Origin of the sequence: Bowmanella denitrificans, assembly GCF_002887595.1 — a bacterium.
GTDB lineage: Bacteria > Pseudomonadota > Gammaproteobacteria > Enterobacterales > Alteromonadaceae > Bowmanella > Bowmanella denitrificans.
On record NZ_PEBU01000004.1, the window covers coordinates 248938 to 268041 of the forward strand.

The window sequence follows — 19104 nt, forward strand, 5'->3', positions numbered from 1 at the left end:
GACAGGATGCTGCGCGTTGCCCTGATTTTAATGTTGATTGCGACGATATCACCCGTTGTTGCAGAACCTTTGTCACCTTGTGATAAGGTTGAAGGGCGGCCCTGTATCGCACTGGTGCTGGGTGGTGGTGGTGCACGCGGTGGTGCACACCTTGGTGTGATTCGCGAGCTGGAAGCCCGGCAGATCCCCATTGATCTGGTAGTGGGCACCAGTATTGGTGCTTTTGTCGGTGGCTTGTATGCGTCGGGTAAAAGTCCGGATGAGATTGAAGCCATATTGCGTGGCCTGAACTGGGGCGAAGGTTTTCGTGACCGGGTGTACCGGGACGAAATGCCGATGCGCCGCAAGCAGCAACGTGATGACTTTCCTATCCATCTTGAATTAGGGGTTGGGCCGGATGGTGTCAAACTGCCCAGAGGCGTATTAGCCGGGCAGGCCATGGCAGACCTGGTAGAGCAGGCCTTTGGCGTACAGTCTGATTTGATTCATTTTGATCGTATGCCCATACCGTTTCGGGCTGTAGCCACTGATTTAACCAATCGCGATGAAGTCGTGTTGGAAAAAGGCAGTTTGCTGGCGGCCGTACAGGCATCCATGTCGCTGCCCGGCGTATTAAGGCCGATGAAACTGGATGGCAAACTGCTGGTGGACGGCGGTGTGGCCAATAACTTACCGGTTAGTGTCGCCAAAGCACTGGGAGCGAATAGGGTTATTGCGGTGGATATTGACGGGCCACTGAAAAATGCCGAGCAACTGGATTCAGCCTTCGCCATTACCGAGCAACTGACCAGTTTTCTGGTACGTCAGGGGGTGCTCAGGCAACTCAGTCTGCTAAGCGAACAGGATGTGCATTTGCGCCCGGACGTCGAGGATATCAGTACCTTGGATTTCGCCAGCCTCGGCCAGGCTATCGCAGCGGGTATGCGTGTTGCCCAGTTGCATGGGCAAGAGTTACAAGATTTCGGTCAGGAAGCACACAGCTATCAGCAATGGCTGGCCGCGCACAGGCTGACCCAGGTACCGGATCTGCATATCAACCGCCTGATCCTCGATAATCAGAGCCTACTAAATGATGAAGTACTGCTTGAGCGCTTGGGCTACAGGGACGTACAAGGCCTGGATTCAAAGCAGCTTAGGGAAGGCATCCGCAGTATGTATGGCCTGGATACCCTGGAAAGGGTGTCTTATCAGCTTTATCACACCGATGAGAATGAAACCACCATGGTGCTTAAGGCGGAAGAGAAAAGCTGGGGACCCGGTTATCTGAACTTTCGCTTCTGGCTGGAAGATGATTTTCGCAGTAACCGTCACGTGCAGCTTGGGGCTTCTTACACCCTGACAAACTTGTCCAAGCTCGGTGCCGAGTGGCATTCAGAGCTGGCCCTTGGTACCGACAAATTACTTAGCAGTGAGCTGTACTGGCCGGTGTTTTCCAGCCAAACCTTTGTTAGCACAAAACTGCTAAGAGAGACCAGTTTGCTGGTGGTGGAAGACAGTCGTGGTTTGTCGTTGGGGGATTTTTATAACGAAGAAACCTTGCTAAGCCTGGTAGCGGGCTGGAATTTATCTGACCATGCGACCTTGAGTGGTGGCTGGATAGATAAAAAGGGCAGTTATCGTTTGCCGTCCGGTCTGGCCGATGAATTTGGTTTTAACCGCCTGCACTACAACCGCCAGGGCCCACAACTGCGTTTTATCTGGGATCGCCTCGACAATAGCGCCTTTCCTACCCGTGGTTTTAAGATTGTGGCGCAGCAACAGTGGTTAAACGACAGCTTTGCCAATCAGCACTCAGACAGTATTAATCAGTCCTGGGAACTGGTGGCGGCACGACAATGGCAGGCGCACTTATTCAAGACCCGCTGGCGTTTTGAAGAGTATCGTTCTAACGGCGGTGATATTGCCCTGGAGCAATATTCCCTGGGCGGCTTATTTAACCTGTCCGGATACCCTAAGAACTACTTGTTCGGCCCTAAAATTCAGTTTGGCAGTTTGATATACATGCATAAGTTGCATGAAGATAAGTTTGGCTTCTTTAATTCACCGCTGTATCTAGGCGTGTCGCTGGAGCGCGGCAGGGTCGAAGATAACTGGCTGCAACCCGATATCAACAATCTTGCGCCCTGGATTTGGGCCGGCAGCATTTTTGCCGGTTGGGACAGCCCCATCGGCCCGGTATTTCTGGGCTATGGTCAGGCCGAAGCGGCTTATCAGGATAAGGCCTATCAAGTGTATTTATCCCTGGGGCAAAGTTACTAACCCAATGGCGTAAATTGGCGTGGCATTGTGAATAATTCCACTGGCATTCAAGTATTTTCAGCCATACTATGAGGGTTGATCCTGTATTTTTTGGTTGTAGTGTGCGGTCGAGCCGATGGAAAAAGAAGAGTTAAACCATTACGAAGCACTCAATGTGCTGATTATCGACGACCAGCCCATGGTTCACGATACCCTTAAATCCACCCTTTATGACCTTGGTATTCGTAATATCAAGTTTGCTGAAAATGCTTACTATGGTTTGCGGCTTTGCGAACAGACCCGCTTCCATGTGGTCATTTGTGCCTTTAACGTCAAAAGTGACAAAGACGGTTTCCATCTGCTGGAAGAACTCAAATTCAAAGGTCACGTCAGCAAGCGCACCGTGCTTATCTTTCTTAGTGCAGAAACCGATGAGAGCCTGGTTAACAGCATAGTGGAATTACAACCCGACGATTTCTGGGTAAAACCCCTGTCGCCAGCGCAGGTGAATAAACGCCTGCCGCATGTGCTGGAAGTGAAAAAGAAACTGTACAACGTCAATGAAGCTATTGATAACCGGGATTTCTCCAAAGCTATTTACTTTGTTGAACGTCATCTGCTGAATCCTGAACTGGCAAAATATCATATGCAACTTCGGCGTATAAAAGGGGAATGCTTACTGGCCATTACCGAGTTCGCCGAGGCAGAGCGCTACTTTGGTGAATTGCTGGAACAAACTAAGATGTCCTGGGTGTATCTTGGCTACGTCAAGGCGTTGCTGAAACAAGACAAAATGGATGAAATCCAGGAATTGTTGACGCAGATGACCGACAAAGCCGATACCCGCTTTGCCACCTATGATTTGCTGGCACAGTATTTTATCGACCACCAGGATTATGAACGCGCCTATGAAGAAATTAAAAAGGCGGCGGCGTTGTCACCACGCAATATTGAACGCAATAAGAAGCTTTGGGACCTGGCCCGTCTGACCCATGACCATGAAGGGCAGTACAAAGCCACACAAGCCATGGCCAAATATGCCAAAAACTCGGTGCACGATTCACCCATGTTGATGCTCAATGTGATTCGCTCGGGGATTGATCTGGCCTGTACCTTAAGTGGTGAAGCATCGATGCGGGTGTTGCGACAGGCCGAGCGATATGTCACGGAAATGGAAAAAGGCTACCCTGATATCGGCCAGTTTAAAGAGCAGCTAGTGGTGGTCAGGGCGCGGCTGCATACTGCTAAAGACGAACGTCAACGGGCAGAGCGCCTGATTGATGCCCATGTGTCTATTCGCCCCACGCCGTCGGTTGAGGACAATCTGGATAAGGTTAAAGTCTTTCACGAGCTGGGCCGACGTGAAGAAGCCGTGTCATTGCTGGATGCGGTGCGTAAACAGATTTCCGGCGACAGCCTGGCCAGCCAGGTCGTTGGTAAATATATCGAACAGGAAACCAGCGAGCGTAGCGAAATCCATTTTACCCCCAAGCAGCTTAACGCCATGGCGGTGGAGCTGTTTAAACGCAATAAGATGGTACCGGCCTTACAGTCGCTGGAACAGGCACTGCAACTGACGCCGAAAAATGTACGGGTGTCGCTGAGTATTCTCAAAGTGCTGCTGGCCATTCATCAGCAGGAAGGGCTGGATGAAGATCAGAAGGAACTGGCACAGCGCACCTTTGAAATTCTGGCGAAAAGTACCCTGGATGAAAAACAACAGGGCATTTTCAGCGACTTTAAACAGGAATTAGGCACTGTGGTAGGCATCGCCCACTAATGGTCGTACAGTAAGCTGTTTATTGACGTCGATACTTTGGAAATGCTGATTTTACCACAGAGGCACAGAGAACACGGAGCTCTGGACTCATGACTGCTCTCTGTGCCTCTGTGGTTGTTGAAAGTTATTGCGTTGAATTGTTGTGCCCGTTTTGCTGCAGGGATAGCAGCCAGTTACAGACTTTCTTATGTACCCGCTGTTCGGTCAGCATGCCAATATGACTCATGGCATACAGCTTTATCTGCCGGGCTTTGGGTTGCATGGCGTTAGCCAGTGGGTAAACCACCAAATCATTGTAAGAGCCCAACGTCATCAAAGGCACATCTGATGCCAGACTGGCTAAACTGGGCAGTGCTTTAAGGCCCGGACTGTTGGGGTGAAACAGTTGTTTCAGCCAGGGCAGGGCAAAATCGCCAACAATGGCAGTACCTTTATGCGGTGTGCCCAGGGTAGAAATGGAGGCCAGATATTTTTCGTCTTCCGGGTGTGCTTTCAGCAGCATGCGGATCACCAGTCCGCCCATGGAATGAGCAACCAAATGCACTTTCTCGTCAGGTCCTGTTATACGCTGCAGGATCCTATGCAGGCGTTGCACATAACGTTCTACCGGAGTGTAGGGTTTGCCAAGGTTAATGCTGTAAGTACGAAATCCGGCTTTTTCCAGATACTCCCTGAATCCCCAGAAGCAGTTGCCATTCATATGCAAACCATGGATGAGTAAGACTTTCTGCCCCGGTTCGGAGTTCAAAGGTTTCAGGCCATGTCTGTTTTTGCTGACTAAATACCAGCTCAGTATAATCAGGGTACGGATGATTTGCGCAAACATCAGTGCACTACCAACGAACCCCAATGCAGCATAAGATTTGCCGGTGAGTTTGTAGTAACGGCTGACCTGCCATTGCAACAATATGTAAGACGAACCGTAAAAGGCCAGTATCAGGGCCAGTAAAATCAACAAGTAAAGCAACCAGGCATCCATGTTACAACCGTCACTGCGCACCAGGCTTTGGTAGATAAACGCATTGAATCAAATCGGCGCTAAACTGGCAATTCTAATCACTCTGTGAACATAATGAAGAAGCCTGGGGTGAATTGTGAAGAACATGGCCGACACCGTTGTTTTCCATATTGCTGTTTTAACCATTGCCACCCTGGCATTTTATCTGTTTATTTTTCTTCTCCCCAAGCAGCCGCGAAAGCACCAACATAAAGCCTTGATTTGTTTTCAGTATGCCTTTGTACTGAGCTTTGTTGCCTTTGTGGGCTACACGCTGAGGTATATGCAGTGGCAGGCGTTGTCGGTTGGCATGGTGAATCTGTTTCTGCTGGCGGCTTTTTACCTGTTTTATCAGGGAGTCAGGTTACGATTTAATGCACCATTAAATCGCCGCGGTGGTGTGTTGGTGGCCTTACATTTGTTGCTGTTTCCAGCATTGGCATTATGGCTGTGGCATGCCGGAGATCCAGGTCACTTACGTGATATTTCTGCCTTTATTAATCACAGTGTGCCGCTGTTACTGGCGCAGCGTTTCTTGTTTGTACGCCGTCAGGCGCATAACGGAGGAGATCGCTTAATCCAGCTCACCTTACTGATGATTTGGATGCTGGTGCTGGTTGCTATGCCCTTTTATGACCGAATGGTTAATCCGGTAGGGGGAATATTACCTGTGGTGACGTTATTAGCTCTGACCCTGGAGTGCCTGTTATTTGCAGGTGTCGCAATGAGTTATATCCATGACCTGTTTGATAAGCTGAAAGAGCAGGCCTATACCGACAATTTGACCGGTCTTAAGAATCGCCGCTTCTTTAAACGTATTGTGGCCAGCGTATTTTCATCTGCCAGCCGTTATCAATTCAGTGTTTGTGTGATTTTGGCCGATATCGACGATTTCAAAAAGCTGAATGACGAGTTTGGTCATAGTGAAGGAGATCAGGCTATTAAAGCTGTAGCCCAAGTGCTTAAAGAGACTGTCAGAACCGAGGATGTACTGGTACGTTTTGGTGGCGAGGAATTTCTGGTTCTGGCACCCAATACCAGTATGGAGATGGCATCGTTGATGGCGCAGCGGATGCGCGCTCAGGTGGCAGAGCGCTGCGTATCCAAATCTGTCAGAACCATTACCTTAAGCATTGGAGTCAGCCAGGTATATAGTCTGGAAGACCTGGAAGCAGCAATAGTTCGGGCCGATTCCGCTATGTATCAGGCCAAAAAACTCGGTAAAAACCGGGTGGAAATCGCCCAGATATCTGAACAACAAATAGTGAACAAACCATTACTGCAACCATCCAGATAACGCCAGCTTGCTTTGGCGTTATCTGGTTGTTTTTCAAGTTTCAATGCGCTTTAGTTTTCCATGCCAAATGGCAAACTATGGTAACTGCAGGTCAGGTTGCTTTGCTGCTGTGCGTGACTGAAATGCGTGTCTTCACTGGGCATCAGTACGATGGCGATATCTCCTTGTTGCCAGCGAAGCGGCTCTGTGGCGCCGCAAGCCTGACGCACTGTGTTGCGCCATACACCATCCTCGCTGGCTTCAAATGGCTGAGGCTGAGCCAGGGTAAAGTCCAAGCTTTGGGTTTTATCGTAATAGCCGACTTTATCGCCATGAGTCAGATAGTGGCTCATACCCACCACCTGGCGTTTTGAGCCTTGCAATTTATAAATGCTGTGGGCCAGATCCACAATAAACACACCGCCTTGGCCTATGACCTGCATAGCAAGATCGTTGTTCTGCCAACCGACCAGCAAGGCCGTGGTTTCATCAACACCAAAACCGAAGCGGCTGCCTGTTTGTGCCGCCAATAAGGTTAGCCTGGCTTCTCTGTCACGCTCTGAAAAATGTGTGTCCAGAATACCTAGCTGGAAAAGCCCGGTTCCGCCCAACGCCCGGTAGGTCAGGTCACCGCCCATCAGGCCGTTTATGCAAGGACTGTTATTGGCGCAGGACTCGGGTGGTGGGGCTGCGGCAAATGCGCCTCGTTTAAAGGCCATTTCTGAGGTACCGCTGCTGATCATCGGCACGGGCCTGCCTGAGAATACCCCGCCTGTTTGCACCGCCGTGCCGGCGCTGGTGCCACCGACCACCATAAGGTTAGCGGCAAGTCGTTGTTTTATCAGTGTCAGTTCCGGGCTATCTGCACCATTTGGCAGGGTCAGGGCCGCCAGAGTGCGGCTTTGGTCTCCGCCATTGAAAAACACCCCCTGCACCTGACTTAACTGTTCCAGCATCAGCTCGGGATGCTGGCAAAAGTGCTGTTGCTGCTGGGTACGCTCAGGGTAAATGGCTTCGCGGTTGTAACTGCCATTGTGTGCGCGCACGGTGCTTAGCTGTTTACAGCCGGGTAACCCCAGAGCTTCCAGTGCCCGGGCCTGTTGGTAGCTTTGGTCCAGTGGTAACCACAAGACATCGGCACCGGCCTGGGTTAATACCGAAGTATAAAAATCTGCGGATTCAAAGGGATCGCGACTGGACGCTGTTATAACAGCTATTTTGGCCTTGCCGTGCGTGGCTGATGGGCTTCTGCTTTGGGCCATGGCGACAAAATGCTGGTAAATGCTCAGGGCGGATTGATTACTGTTGTTGGCCAGATCCACCCGTTCTTTTTTGCGTTGGCCGTGGCTGTTTGTTTGCGCCACTTCCAGATAATCCAGCATGGCATCAAACAAGATGGCGGGAATCTCATCATAGAAAATGGCGCCGTTGATATGCTGGAACTGGGTGCGGTCAAAGGCATCGCGAAGTTGTGTTCGGGTCAGCAGTTTATCCTGCTGGCGTGAATAAATATGCTGTATTACCCGGCTGAAATCCTGCCGATAATTTTCACTTTGCTGCAAAAAGGGCGGGGCAGCATACAGGGCGGTTAGCCGATTTGGTGAAAATTGATACAGGTTATGCTGCTTGTCCTGTTCATCAAACCGGGCAGTCAGACAATTTTTCTGGCTCAGGCTGGAGCAGGTTTTCAGGCCGCCACCCACCAGCATAAGCTGATGTTGTTTTGCATTTAACTTGATGTTTTCCTGTGTTTTAGTCTCTTTTTCGCTGCCATTGGCGGCATGTACCTCGATGTTGTTTAATGCAAACAAAAGTATTAAAGAGGCGAATCTTTTAGCAGATATGCTCATTTTATTTAGTTAAATTTTTGTTGACATGATTTTACGCTACGGGTATCTCTAATTGGGTGTCAAATATTAATTGTTCCTCCAGACGACCGTCTGATACTGAATAAATATTGACGACTTATTAGCCAAAACCAGAAGATTTCATGTTAAAAAAAGCGGTCAACCTGACCACCTACTATTACAAGAGCTTCTACCTGTCAGAGTGGTTTGACGAGTAGAAACTGCCTTTCGCGTTATCGCTGAGTGTTGCTTCAGGCAGCACTGCATCTGCATTTAAAACATAACGATTAATTTCTGGTCGCACTGGACTGCCCTTGAGGCGTTCATGCGCCCGGTATGCGACAGGTATTCGAACATGAAATTCAGCAAATTAACCATGGCGCTGGCCTTCAGCTTTTCGGGTTATGCACTGGCTCAGCAGGCCAGTAATCTGCCAACCCTGCAGGATGGAAGTGATCTGGAGAAAATTCAGGTCACAGGTACTCACATCAAAGGGGTGGATATGGAAGGGGCGCAGCCACTGACCATTATCAGCGCCGAGGATATTCGCAAATCCGGCGCCACCACGGTGTTTGAGTTGATGAGTACCTTGACTCAGACCCGTGGCGGCGAAGGATCTTTTTCCACCTCACAAAGTGGTGCGACGTCAACCTCGACCCCCGCTGGACAAGCTGCCGCTTCACTGCGTGGCTTAGGGCCTTCTGCCACCCTGACACTGATTAATGGTCGGCGTATTGCGGCCAGTTCTTTTGCTTCTGGTACGCAGAACTTCGTCGATATCAACAGCATTCCCCTGGCGGCTATCGAACGCATCGAGGTATTGGCAACCGGCGCTTCTGCAACCTATGGTGCTGATGCGGTGGCCGGGGTGATTAACTACATCCTTAAAAAAGATTTTCAGGGGGCAGAGTTCAATGCCGTTTACGGTAATAGTACTGCCAGTACTGATGAAGGTAGCTTGAACCTGAATATCATTTGGGGCGACAAGCTGGCCGGCGGCGATTTGATGCTGTTTATGGACTATTATGACCGCAAGGATTTTAGAGCCACCGACCGACAGTCAACTCGAATGCCAGTGCTGCAAAGCAGCTATTCCTATTTGTCTAAAACCCCGAATATCTACTACAACTCATCCAATGTGACGGATGCCGACGGCAATTATCTGGAAATTGCCAATCCGAATTGCGCCACCCCTTTGGTGAAGACAGAATTCGGTGAAGACATTTGTGCCTATTATGGTAACGAAGATGACTGGCTGGAAACGCCGCTGGAAAGCCTGTCTGCAGGTTTCACCTATCAAAAGAGTCTGGGCGGACTGGATTGGAAAACCGACTTCTTTTATACCCGCACCAAGTCCACGTCTTATTCCAGCCCATCGCCTATTAACAGAATTGATGATTCTGAAGGGCCTTTTACTGAAGAAACCGCCATTGATATTTTTCCTGATGCCATTCGCAACCAGCTTATGGATGACATTTATTTTCAGCGTTTTGATACCCAAGCTGGCCGTGAAATCTGGGGCTTTATGTTCGATGGGCGCTTTGCCACCCCCCGGACCGTGGAGATTGAAAGCAATGCGTTTCGCCTGGTAACAAGTTTGTCTGGCACCCTTGGACGTTGGGACTGGGAATCGGCCCTGACGCTGTCAGAATCTGAGTCTGATCAGGTGGCGGTAGCGGGTGTGTATAACCGGTACGAATATCATGCAGCCCTGGCCGGTGAGCTTTGCTCAGATGGCAGCCTGGCCAGTTACGATGGGGAAAACCTAAACTGTAACAGCGGCGATTTGCTTGGCCTTTATAACCCGTTTCTAAGTGGTGATGCCAGCAATGACAGCATATTGGCCACAGCTCAGGAACAGCCTACCCGCAAAGGCGAAAGTCGGGTTTATGGCTGGGATCTGCGTTTCTCCGGCGACCTGGTTGAATTTAACGACGATATGATTCGTTCGGCTTTTGGCGTGGAGGTGCGGCAGGAAGAAATTACCGATGTACCGTCGCAGAATGCCAGGGCCCGATTCGATAACGGTTATCTGGTGGATGTGTTTGGTTTTGGTTCCAGTTTATCCGAGGCGAAAAGAACCCAATGGGGCGCTTTTGCTGAGTTACATATCCCGTTAACGGAGCAACTGGAAATGCAACTGGCGGGTCGTTATGACCATTATGATGATTTTGGTGGCGACCTTAATCCAAAAGTAGCGCTAACCTACCGGCCGGGCGAAGACTGGGTGCTGCGGGCATCCTGGGCAACGTCTTTCCGGGCACCTTCACTCACTCAGGCGGGGGTGAAACTGCGCACCACCCGTGCATCCTTTGATTGCTCGGCGAACCAGGCGGTGGCCGACCTTTATTGTGAAGGCTTTGGGGATTTGCGTGGTCATAATGTACTGGAATTGGGGAATCCAAAATTGCAGGCCGAAGAGTCTGAATCGCTAAGCCTGGGGTTCGGCTATAGCCCCACCCGCAATACCAGTCTGACACTGGACTATTGGCGCTTTGATCACGAGAAGCTGGTGGACACGGATATGACAGGGGTACTGAATCGTGCCATCACTGATGCATCGCTGCGTCATTGCGGCCTGGTGCCGGAAGGACAAATGGGGATTTCCTACGATCCACAAATGTGTGATGTAACCGACAGTCAGGGCCTGACCATTGAACAGCAGGGGGCGAACCTCAGTGAAATACTGGATGCCTGGGTGGATTATGCCGACCCACGCTATGCCGAGTTGGAACTGTATCGCGACCATGTACTGCTGCTGGAAAATACCGGTACGCAAACCGTGTCCGGACTGGATTTGACCTTTGACCATCGCCTCGAATTTGCATCCGGTGCATTGAGCTTCAGCCTGGATGCCACCCATTACATCAGTTATGAACGCAATAAACCGGGCTCGGATGATATTGAAGAGCTGGCTGGTACCTGGCGTTATCCAAAGAATATCGCTACCGCACGTGTATTCTGGGATCAGGATAACTGGTACGCAGGTCTGACGGCTTACTACACAGGCGCTTATGAGGATGATATCGAACGCTTGCGGGGCCGGGAACTGGATGAACTGGACGCCTTGGGCGAGTTAGACGCCGATGGCAAGCGCGATGTCAGTGCCTGGACCACAGTCAGGGCAACCTTAGGTTATGAGTTTGATAACGCCAGTATCAGCCTGTCGGTAGACAATTTGTTTGACCGTGAACCACCCAAAGCTTATGGCTCGGCCAGAGGCTTTGATTCGATTAATCATAATGCCTACGGCACCCTTTACAAGGTATCGTTAGCCTACCGTTTCTAGGTTTAGTGTGGGGAGGGTTGCTTCCCCAAAATTCTTCACTTATCAGGCCAACGTTTACGGCCGGGATATGCTATGCAACAAGATAACGATCAAGCCAAGGGGCTTTCCAGTCGCATGCCGGATGCCTTTGTCATCCTGTTTTTTGTGGTGGCCCTGGCCACTTTACTGACTCATCTGCTGCCTGCTGGCTACTTTGAATTAGAAGAAGTGACGCAAAACATCAATGGCCAAACTCAGGTTCGCCAGCTTATCAGGCCGGACAGTTTTCGCTTTGCTCAAGATTCGCAGGGGCAGGCCGGGCTGTTTGATGCAAAGGGCAGCCAGGGCTTTTTGAATTATGCCTTTGAAGGCATGGTGTCGGGGGATAAATGGGGGGCTGCTGTCGGGGTGGTGGCCTTTATTCTGATTGTGGGTGGCGCCTTTGGCATCATTATGCAAACCGGCGCGGTGAATAACGGCATCCTCGCCCTGATCAACCGTACCAGACGCGCCGACAGGCTGATCCTGCCGATGATGTTTTTACTGTTTTCCCTGGGCGGCGCCGTATTTGGTATGGGCGAAGAGGCTATCGCCTTTTGTATTGTGCTGACCCCGCTGGTGATTGCCATGGGCTATAACGCCATTACCGCCGTGCTTATTACCTATATTGCCACGCAAATTGGCTTTGCCACCTCCTGGATGAACCCCTTTAGTGTAGCGATTGCGCAGGGTATTGCCGATGTACCGCTGATGTCTGGCAGTGGTTACCGGATGATCCTGTGGGCGGTGTTTACCTTATGCGGTATGTTGTTTACGTTGCGCTATGCCGCGAGGGTGAAGGCTAACCCTGCAGCCAGTCTCAGTCAAAGCGCAGACAACTATTTCCGTGCCCAGCAGCAAGCGCAGCTAAGCAATCATTTCAGTAAGGCCGATGCAGCTATACTGCTGAGCCTGCTGGCCGGGATTCTATGGGTATTGTGGGGCGTTACTTTCCATCAATATTATATTCCGCAGATTGCAAGTCAGTTTTTTGCCATGGGTATTGCCGCAGCGTTTATTGCGGTGCTGGCCGGGCGCATGACACTGAATCAGGCCTCTCAGGCGTTTCAGCAAGGCGCCAAAGATCTGCTGCCTGCCGCCCTGATTGTTGGCATGGCCAAGGGCATTGTGCTGATTCTTGGTGGCGATAATGCCACCACCCCCTCGGTGCTGAACACGCTGTTGCACTATGTTGGCAGCGGCATGTCCAGCGTATCTGAAAGCGTTTCCGCGCTGTTTATGCTGGGCTTTCAGTCGTTGTTTAACTTCTTTATAGCCTCGGGCTCGGGCCAGGCGGCCCTGACGATGCCACTAATGGCGCCACTGTCTGATTTAGTCGGCGTATCAAGGCAAACGGCAGTACTGGCATTTCAGTTAGGTGACGGGCTGACCAATATCATTATTCCCACCTCGGCCTCCCTGATTGGTTGCCTTGGCGTGGCCAGAATTGACTGGGCGGTATGGGCACGCTTTGCCTGGAAACCCATGCTGGCGCTGATGGCCATGGCCGCGTCAGCTATGTTGATTGCAGTAACGATAGGATATCAATGAACAATTTAACCCTAATTAAGAATGCCCATGTGTTTGCCCCACAAGATATGGGCAGACAAGACGTACTTTTTGCTGGCCAGCAGATTCTGGCGGTGGGTCATCACCTTGATGTTGCAGGCGACGCACTTCATGTCGTCGATGGCAGCGGCAAACTACTGTTGCCGGGACTGGTGGACAGCCTGGTGCACATTACTGGTGGTGGTGGGGAAGGTGGATTTCATACCCGAACCCCGCAGATGAACCTGACCGATGCCACCCTGGGCGGTGTGACAACCCTGATTGGTGCGCTTGGTACCGATGCCACCACCCGTACCCTGACCGATTTGCTTGCCAAAGCCGGCGCACTTTGCACTGAAGGTTTGAGCGTGTACTGTTACACCGGCTCTTATCAGATACCGGCACGAACTATCACGGGCAATATCACCGACGATATTGTGCTGATTGACAAGTTTATTGGTATTGGCGAGGTAGCTATCGCCGATCACCGCTCATCACAGCCTAGCGCCAGGGAACTGATGCGTCTTGCCTCTGAGGCCAGAATTGGCGGTATGCTCAGTGGTAAGGCCGGTATTGTCAGTATTCATGTGGGAGAGGGAGCCAGCCGGTTGGCGCTATTGGAACAGGTTGTCAGAGAGTCAGATATTCCGGCGTCACAGTTTTATCCCACCCATATTAATCGCAATCTGGATTTATTAGAGGCGGGCATGGCCTGGGCTGCGCAGGGCGGCTTTGTGGATATGACCACCAGTACCAATGCACAGTTTCTTGCCGAAGGGGAAATTCCGGCCGCCAAAGCGTTGGCCATGTGTTTGCAGCGGGGCGTGCCGGTCAGCCAGTTAACCATGAGTTCGGACGGTAATGCCAGTTTACCCCTGTTTGATAGCCAAGGCCGTTTGATTGGGTTGGAAGTCGGGCAGGTTGCCAGTTTATATAAGGCGATGCTGGAAGCCGTTCAGCAATATGCTGTGCCCCTGCCCCAAGCCCTTACTTCGGTCACGCTAACCCCGGCACGGATCCTGGGATTGACTGGCAAAGGCCGGATTGCCTCAGGCGCAGATGCCGATCTGCTGCTAGTCGATGACGATACCCTGGCTATCGACAGTGTATATGCCAAAGGGCGACAGATGGTGGCGGAAGGTGTCCCCCTGGTTAAAGGTACCTTTGAATAACTAACATGACATGCCGGTACATCGGCATGTCACATTTCCTGCCTGTCCTTGCAAAGCTGTCATTAAACTGTCACCGGTGACAAATCCTGATAAATTTCTACAATCTTTGCAGAATTGTTAATCATCCTGAACCCTTCAGCCTTACTTATCCCTTTAAGTAATTTTACTTAATAAGTGTAACCTTTTGATTTTTAATATATATGTACAAGAAGTTATGAATTTTTATGACGTCTTCCTGTTTTTATACCAAAGCACAAAATTGAATACGTTTCCGACAGCCGAATCCACTGCGGGTTCATTTGGATGCTTCAATGCAACACACTTTGAAAGGAAAGACGATGAAAACAAAACTGACTCTGTTGTCAGTCGCCATTCTGGCGTCGATGCAGGCAACTGCCGCCCCCGCTGATTCCCTGGTACTCACCGGCGTGATAGATGGCCCTCTGTCCGGTGGCATTCCCAAGGCCGTAGAGCTTTATGTGGCCAAAGATATTGCCGACCTTAGCCAGTGTGGTGTGGGGTTTGCCAATAACGGTGGCGGCACCGACGGCGAAGAGTTTACCTTCCCCGCTCAGTCGGTAAGCGCCGGAACCTTCCTGTATGTCGCGTCTGAAACCTCAGGCTTTACCAGTTTCTTCGGCTTTGCACCGGATTTCACCTCAGGCGCAGCGTCTATCAATGGTGATGATGCCATTGAGGTGTTCTGTGACAACGTCGTGGTGGATACCTTTGGCGACCCAAGCGTAGATGGCACCGGACAAGCATGGGATTATCTGGACGGTTGGGCTTACCGTAGCGCCAACACAGGTCCGGATGGCACAAATTTCAATCTGTCCAGTTGGACTTTCAGTGGTACCAATGCCCTGGACGGTACCAGCAGTAATGCCACAGCCGGTGCGCCTTTCCCGGCTAAATCTTACGGCCCGCAGACCGATCCGGGTGACGGCGGCAACAACGGCGGTAACGACGATGGTATTGATGGCAGCGTATGTTTTAACTGCCCGGACCTGGATAAGATTGCTGATGCCAGTCAATTCAGTGACGGCCAGTACTATGCACAAGTGTTCACAGCGCTAAACAATAATGCCGGTGCCGGACAAGTCAAAGCGGTACTAAGCGACACCATCAGTGCCAATCATCATGTCCTGAGCTACGGCGAAGTCTGGACAGCCCTGACGGCAACCGATCAAGACCCGCAGAACAGCGATAATGTGACCTTGATTTACAAAGGCACGTCCATTGCCAAATCCAGCAATGGCAGCGGCAGCCAGAGTAGTAACCCTGACAACTGGAACCGTGAACACGTCTGGCCTAACAGCCACGGTTTTGGCAGCCAGTCGTTTGAAGCCTATACCGATATCCATCATTTGCGCCCCAGCGACATTTCCGTCAATTCATCCCGCGGCAATCTGGACTTTGATGACAGCGATGCCCCCTTAAGTGAAGCTCCACAAAACCGAATTGACAGTGATTCATTTGAGCCCCGCGATGCGGTGAAAGGCGATGTGGCCCGAATGATGTTCTATATGGATACCCGTTATGAAGGTGCCGACACAACACCTGATTTACAACTGGTGGACCGCCTGACCGGGCCTGGTGAAGCGGCACTTGGCAAACTATGCCGTCTGATTGAATGGCACAATGCTGATCCGGTAGACAGCACAGAGCAAATGCGCAATGACGCCATCTATGAGTTCCAGGGCAACAGGAATCCCTTTATCGATCACCCCGAGTGGGTGGACGTGCTGTATGAAGCCAACGATTGCGACGGCAACGACAATGGCGGTGGTGACAACGGTGGTGAGCCGCAGGAGCCGGGTGACGCCAGTCTGATTTTCTCCGAATACATTGAAGGGGCGGGTGGTAATAACAAGGCCATTGAGCTATTCAATGCCACAGGTGCCAGCCTGAATCTGTCAGGTTACCAGGTACTGCTGTATGCCAATGGCTCTACCTCGGCCGGCAACCGCCTGGATCTGCAGGGCACACTGCCATCTGGTGGTGTTTATGTGATTGCCAACTCCGGCTCCAATGCGGATATTCTGGCAGTGGCCGATACCACCGCATCAGTGACCTTCTTTAACGGTAATGACGTACTGGAACTGCGCAAGAATGGTGAACTGGTTGACAGCTTTGGCCAAGTGGGTAACAGCAATAACTTCGCAGTTGATGTGACACTGGTGCGCAAGCCTGAGATTATCAGTGGCGATACCGATTCCTCGGATGCCTTTGATTACAACCAGGAGTGGATCAGCCTGGGCACCAATGTATTCACCAATCTGGGTAGCCATAATGGTGATACAGGTGGCGATCCTGGTGGTGATCCGGATGCTGAACTGGGCCAATGTGGTGATGAAGCCACCTTGATCAGTGCCATTCAGGGTAATGGTGCGGCCTCACCTGTGCAGGACCAAAGCAAAGTTATCGAAGGCGTGGTGACCAATTCTGTGGCCAATCTGCGTGGTTACTTTGTGCAGGAAGAGCGTAGTCAGTGGGACAACGATGCCAACAGCTCTGAAGGGATTTTTGTTTATCAGGGCAGCGACAGCAATTTGCCTGCAGTGGGTGACGTGGTCAGGGTTAAAGGTAAAGTCACTGAATATTTTACTAAGACGCAACTTACGGCAGAAGGCCAGCCATTAACTTGTGGCTCGGCAGCGGTTGAACCTGTCACCATCAGCTTGCCGTTTGAGCATGCCGGTGTACCAGAATCCCTGGAAGGTATGTTGGTAAATTTCAGCCATGTTCTGAGTGTTACCGACAACTATAATCTGGGTCGCTACGGCGATGTGGGGCTGGGCAATGGCCGTAACTACATTCCCACCAATGTGCATGTACCAGGCTCCCCTGAAGCAATTGCCCTGGCCGAGCGTAACCGTTTAAACAGCATTATTCTGGACGACACTATCAGTGCTCAGAACCCGGATCCTGTGGTTTATCCAACAGGTAATCTGTCTGCCAATAATACTTTGCGTACCGGCGACACTGTCACTGCATTGTTAGGAAACCTGGACTACAGCTTCAGTGCTTATCGCATTATTCCTGCCGAGGCACCTACCTTTGTACAGAGCAATGCCAGAACACCGGCACCTGAGCTGAGCCGCGGTAACGTCACGGTAGCCAGCCTGAACGTGCTGAACTTCTTCAACGGTAATGGCCAGGGCGGCGGATTCCCAACCGCACGGGGCGCTGATGATCTGAACGAGTATCAACGTCAACTGGACAAACTGGTCTTGGCGCTGGCAGCCATGGATGCCGATATTGTCGGTCTGATGGAGATTGAAAACGACGGTTACGGTGAGCTCAGCGCTATCGCCCAGTTAACCGAGGCCCTTAACCAACATCTGGGTGAAGAGCGCTATGCCTACGTAAATCCCGGTGTCAGCAAAATCGGTACAGACGAGATTGCGGTAGGTTTGTTGTATAAACCTCAGGCGGTCAGCCTGCAAGGTGCCAGCCGTATCAACAACCAAAGTGTATTCAGCCGTCCGCCTCTGGCACAGCGTTTTGCGGCCACAGACAATGGCGCAGAGCTGACTGTGGTAGTGAATCACTTCAAGTCCAAGGGCTGTGGCGGTGCCAGTGGTGCCGATAGTGACCAGGGCGATGGTCAAAGCTGTTACAACGCTACCCGTGTCGCTCAGGCTCAGGCGCTGATCAATTGGTTAGCCACCGATGCCGAGTTAAGCAGTAACGACAATCAATTGGTGATTGGTGACTTGAACGCCTATGCCAAGGAAGACCCGATTCGTGCCTTTACAGGCAATGGCTTTACCAACCTGGTTGAAACCCATGTGGGTGCACAAGCCTATTCTTACGCCTTTGGCGGTGAGATGGGGTATCTGGACCATGCTATCGCCAGCGATGTATTGGCGGCACAAGTGCAGGGGGTCACCGAATGGCATATCAATGCCGATGAACCCCGTGCCCTGGATTACGATACCCAGTACAACCATCCGCAGTTCTATGCAGCCAACCCCTATCGTGTGTCTGACCACGATCCGGTGCTGGTTAGCTTTAATCTGCAAGGTGTGGCTGTGACCGGCGACTTTGATGGTGATGGCGATGTGGATCGCAACGACATCAGCGCCCTGATGCGTGCCATCGCCAGCAGACAGGAAATTGATATGGCCTTTGACCTGAATGAAGACGGTGTAGTGAATACCCGTGACGTACAAATGATGAGCCGTCTGTGCACTCGCACTGGCTGTGCCACTGAATAATTTAAGGAGAAAATCATGAAAAAAATTATCGCGTTAATTGGCCTGTTACTGGCCGCCAATAGCCAGGCCGCCGTACTGAGCCTTAGCACTGACCAGACAAGTTATCAGGTAGGGGATACAGTCACACTGAATATCATCGGTAGCGACTTTGCCGAAGTTAGTGCCTTTGACTTTGACCTGCTGTTCGATACCACGGCCCTGACCGGCGGCTCTTTGACCGGCACAGACCTGAACACGGGAATGAATTGGTTTTTAAATGAGAACTTCAGCGCCTCTGGGCTGACTCTGGCATTTACCGCTTTTGATGATCTTTTTACGCCACAAGCGGTCGGTATGGGTAATGCGCTGCTGGCCAGCGTCAGTTTTGTGGCCCAGACTGCCGGTCAGTTCAGCCTGATGTTTGACAGCCTGACGGCATCATTCTCGGACGCGAACTTCACGCCCCTGAACGTGGATTTTAACGGCCTGACCGTTAATGTGACTGATGCCAATGCCGTGCCTGAGCCTGGCTCTTTGGCACTGGCCGCTTTGGCTTTGTTTGGCTTAATGGGCGCCCGTCGCCGCGCCTGAACCTGGTCCTAACTGCCATGCCCTTGGCAGTCTGTCCAAGCCCCGCTTTGCGGGGCTTTTTTCTATGGAGTCGCAGATTTTCTGCACGCCTTTCATCTTTGGGTGAGAATCTTATTGCCGCATGGTGCACTTGTCGGCGAAGGCTT

The 19104-nt window shown here is 51.3% G+C and carries 10 protein-coding genes; 8 read left to right on the forward strand and 2 right to left on the reverse strand.

What is annotated here, in order from left to right; all coding sequences use genetic code 11:
* The first annotated feature begins 6 nt into the window (after positions 1-6).
* Both CSR04_RS10115 and CSR04_RS10120 read left to right on the forward strand, forming a co-directional pair.
* Complete coding sequence (locus tag CSR04_RS10115; RefSeq protein ID WP_102796165.1) at positions 7-2259, forward strand: patatin-like phospholipase family protein; 2253 nt, start codon at positions 7-9, stop codon at positions 2257-2259.
* Between the two features lie 115 nt (positions 2260-2374).
* Positions 2375-4018: a response regulator gene (locus CSR04_RS10120; protein WP_102796166.1), complete on the forward strand. Its 1644-nt coding sequence runs from the start codon at positions 2375-2377 to the stop codon at positions 4016-4018.
* 124 nt (positions 4019-4142) lie between these two features.
* On the opposite strand, the gene CSR04_RS10125 is transcribed toward CSR04_RS10120, so the two are convergent.
* Entirely contained in the window at positions 4143-4997 is an 855-nt protein-coding gene (locus CSR04_RS10125) for an alpha/beta fold hydrolase (RefSeq protein ID WP_102796167.1), read from the reverse strand.
* A gap of 124 nt (positions 4998-5121) precedes the next feature.
* Between CSR04_RS10125 and CSR04_RS10130 the strand changes: the two genes are divergently transcribed.
* The gene (locus CSR04_RS10130) at positions 5122-6312 is read left to right on the forward strand and encodes a GGDEF domain-containing protein (protein ID WP_102796168.1); all 1191 of its coding nucleotides are present in this window, start codon (positions 5122-5124) and stop codon (positions 6310-6312) included.
* Positions 6313-6362: 50 nt separating this feature from the next.
* Here the strand turns inward: CSR04_RS10130 and CSR04_RS10135 are convergent, their stop codons facing one another.
* A complete protein-coding gene (locus tag CSR04_RS10135) occupies positions 6363-8102 on the reverse strand; it encodes a cyanophycinase (RefSeq protein ID WP_102796169.1) in 1740 nt (579 codons plus the stop codon).
* Between the two features lie 391 nt (positions 8103-8493).
* Here CSR04_RS10135 and CSR04_RS10140 point away from each other — a divergent pair, with 391 nt between their 5' ends.
* From CSR04_RS10140 to CSR04_RS10160, 5 genes are all read left to right on the forward strand, one after another.
* Positions 8494-11427 carry a TonB-dependent receptor domain-containing protein gene (locus CSR04_RS10140; protein ID WP_102796170.1) on the forward strand — a complete coding sequence of 978 codons (2934 nt, stop codon included), beginning with the start codon at positions 8494-8496 and terminating at the stop codon, positions 11425-11427.
* A 72-nt stretch (positions 11428-11499) separates the two neighbouring features.
* Positions 11500-12996, forward strand: coding sequence for a putative basic amino acid antiporter YfcC (gene yfcC, locus CSR04_RS10145; protein WP_102796171.1), 1497 nt, complete (start codon positions 11500-11502; stop codon positions 12994-12996).
* Positions 12993-14165 carry a beta-aspartyl-peptidase gene (iadA, locus tag CSR04_RS10150; protein WP_102796172.1) on the forward strand — a complete coding sequence of 391 codons (1173 nt, stop codon included), beginning with the start codon at positions 12993-12995 and terminating at the stop codon, positions 14163-14165. Before yfcC ends, iadA begins: the two co-directional genes overlap by 4 nt.
* Positions 14166-14503: 338 nt before the next feature.
* On the forward strand, positions 14504-18388 hold the full coding sequence (locus CSR04_RS10155; protein ID WP_102796173.1) for an ExeM/NucH family extracellular endonuclease: 3885 nt from the start codon (positions 14504-14506) through the stop codon (positions 18386-18388).
* Positions 18389-18403: 15 nt separating this feature from the next.
* Positions 18404-18958 carry a cohesin domain-containing protein gene (locus CSR04_RS10160; RefSeq protein WP_102796174.1) on the forward strand — a complete coding sequence of 185 codons (555 nt, stop codon included), beginning with the start codon at positions 18404-18406 and terminating at the stop codon, positions 18956-18958.
* Positions 18959-19104: the final 146 nt, after the last annotated feature.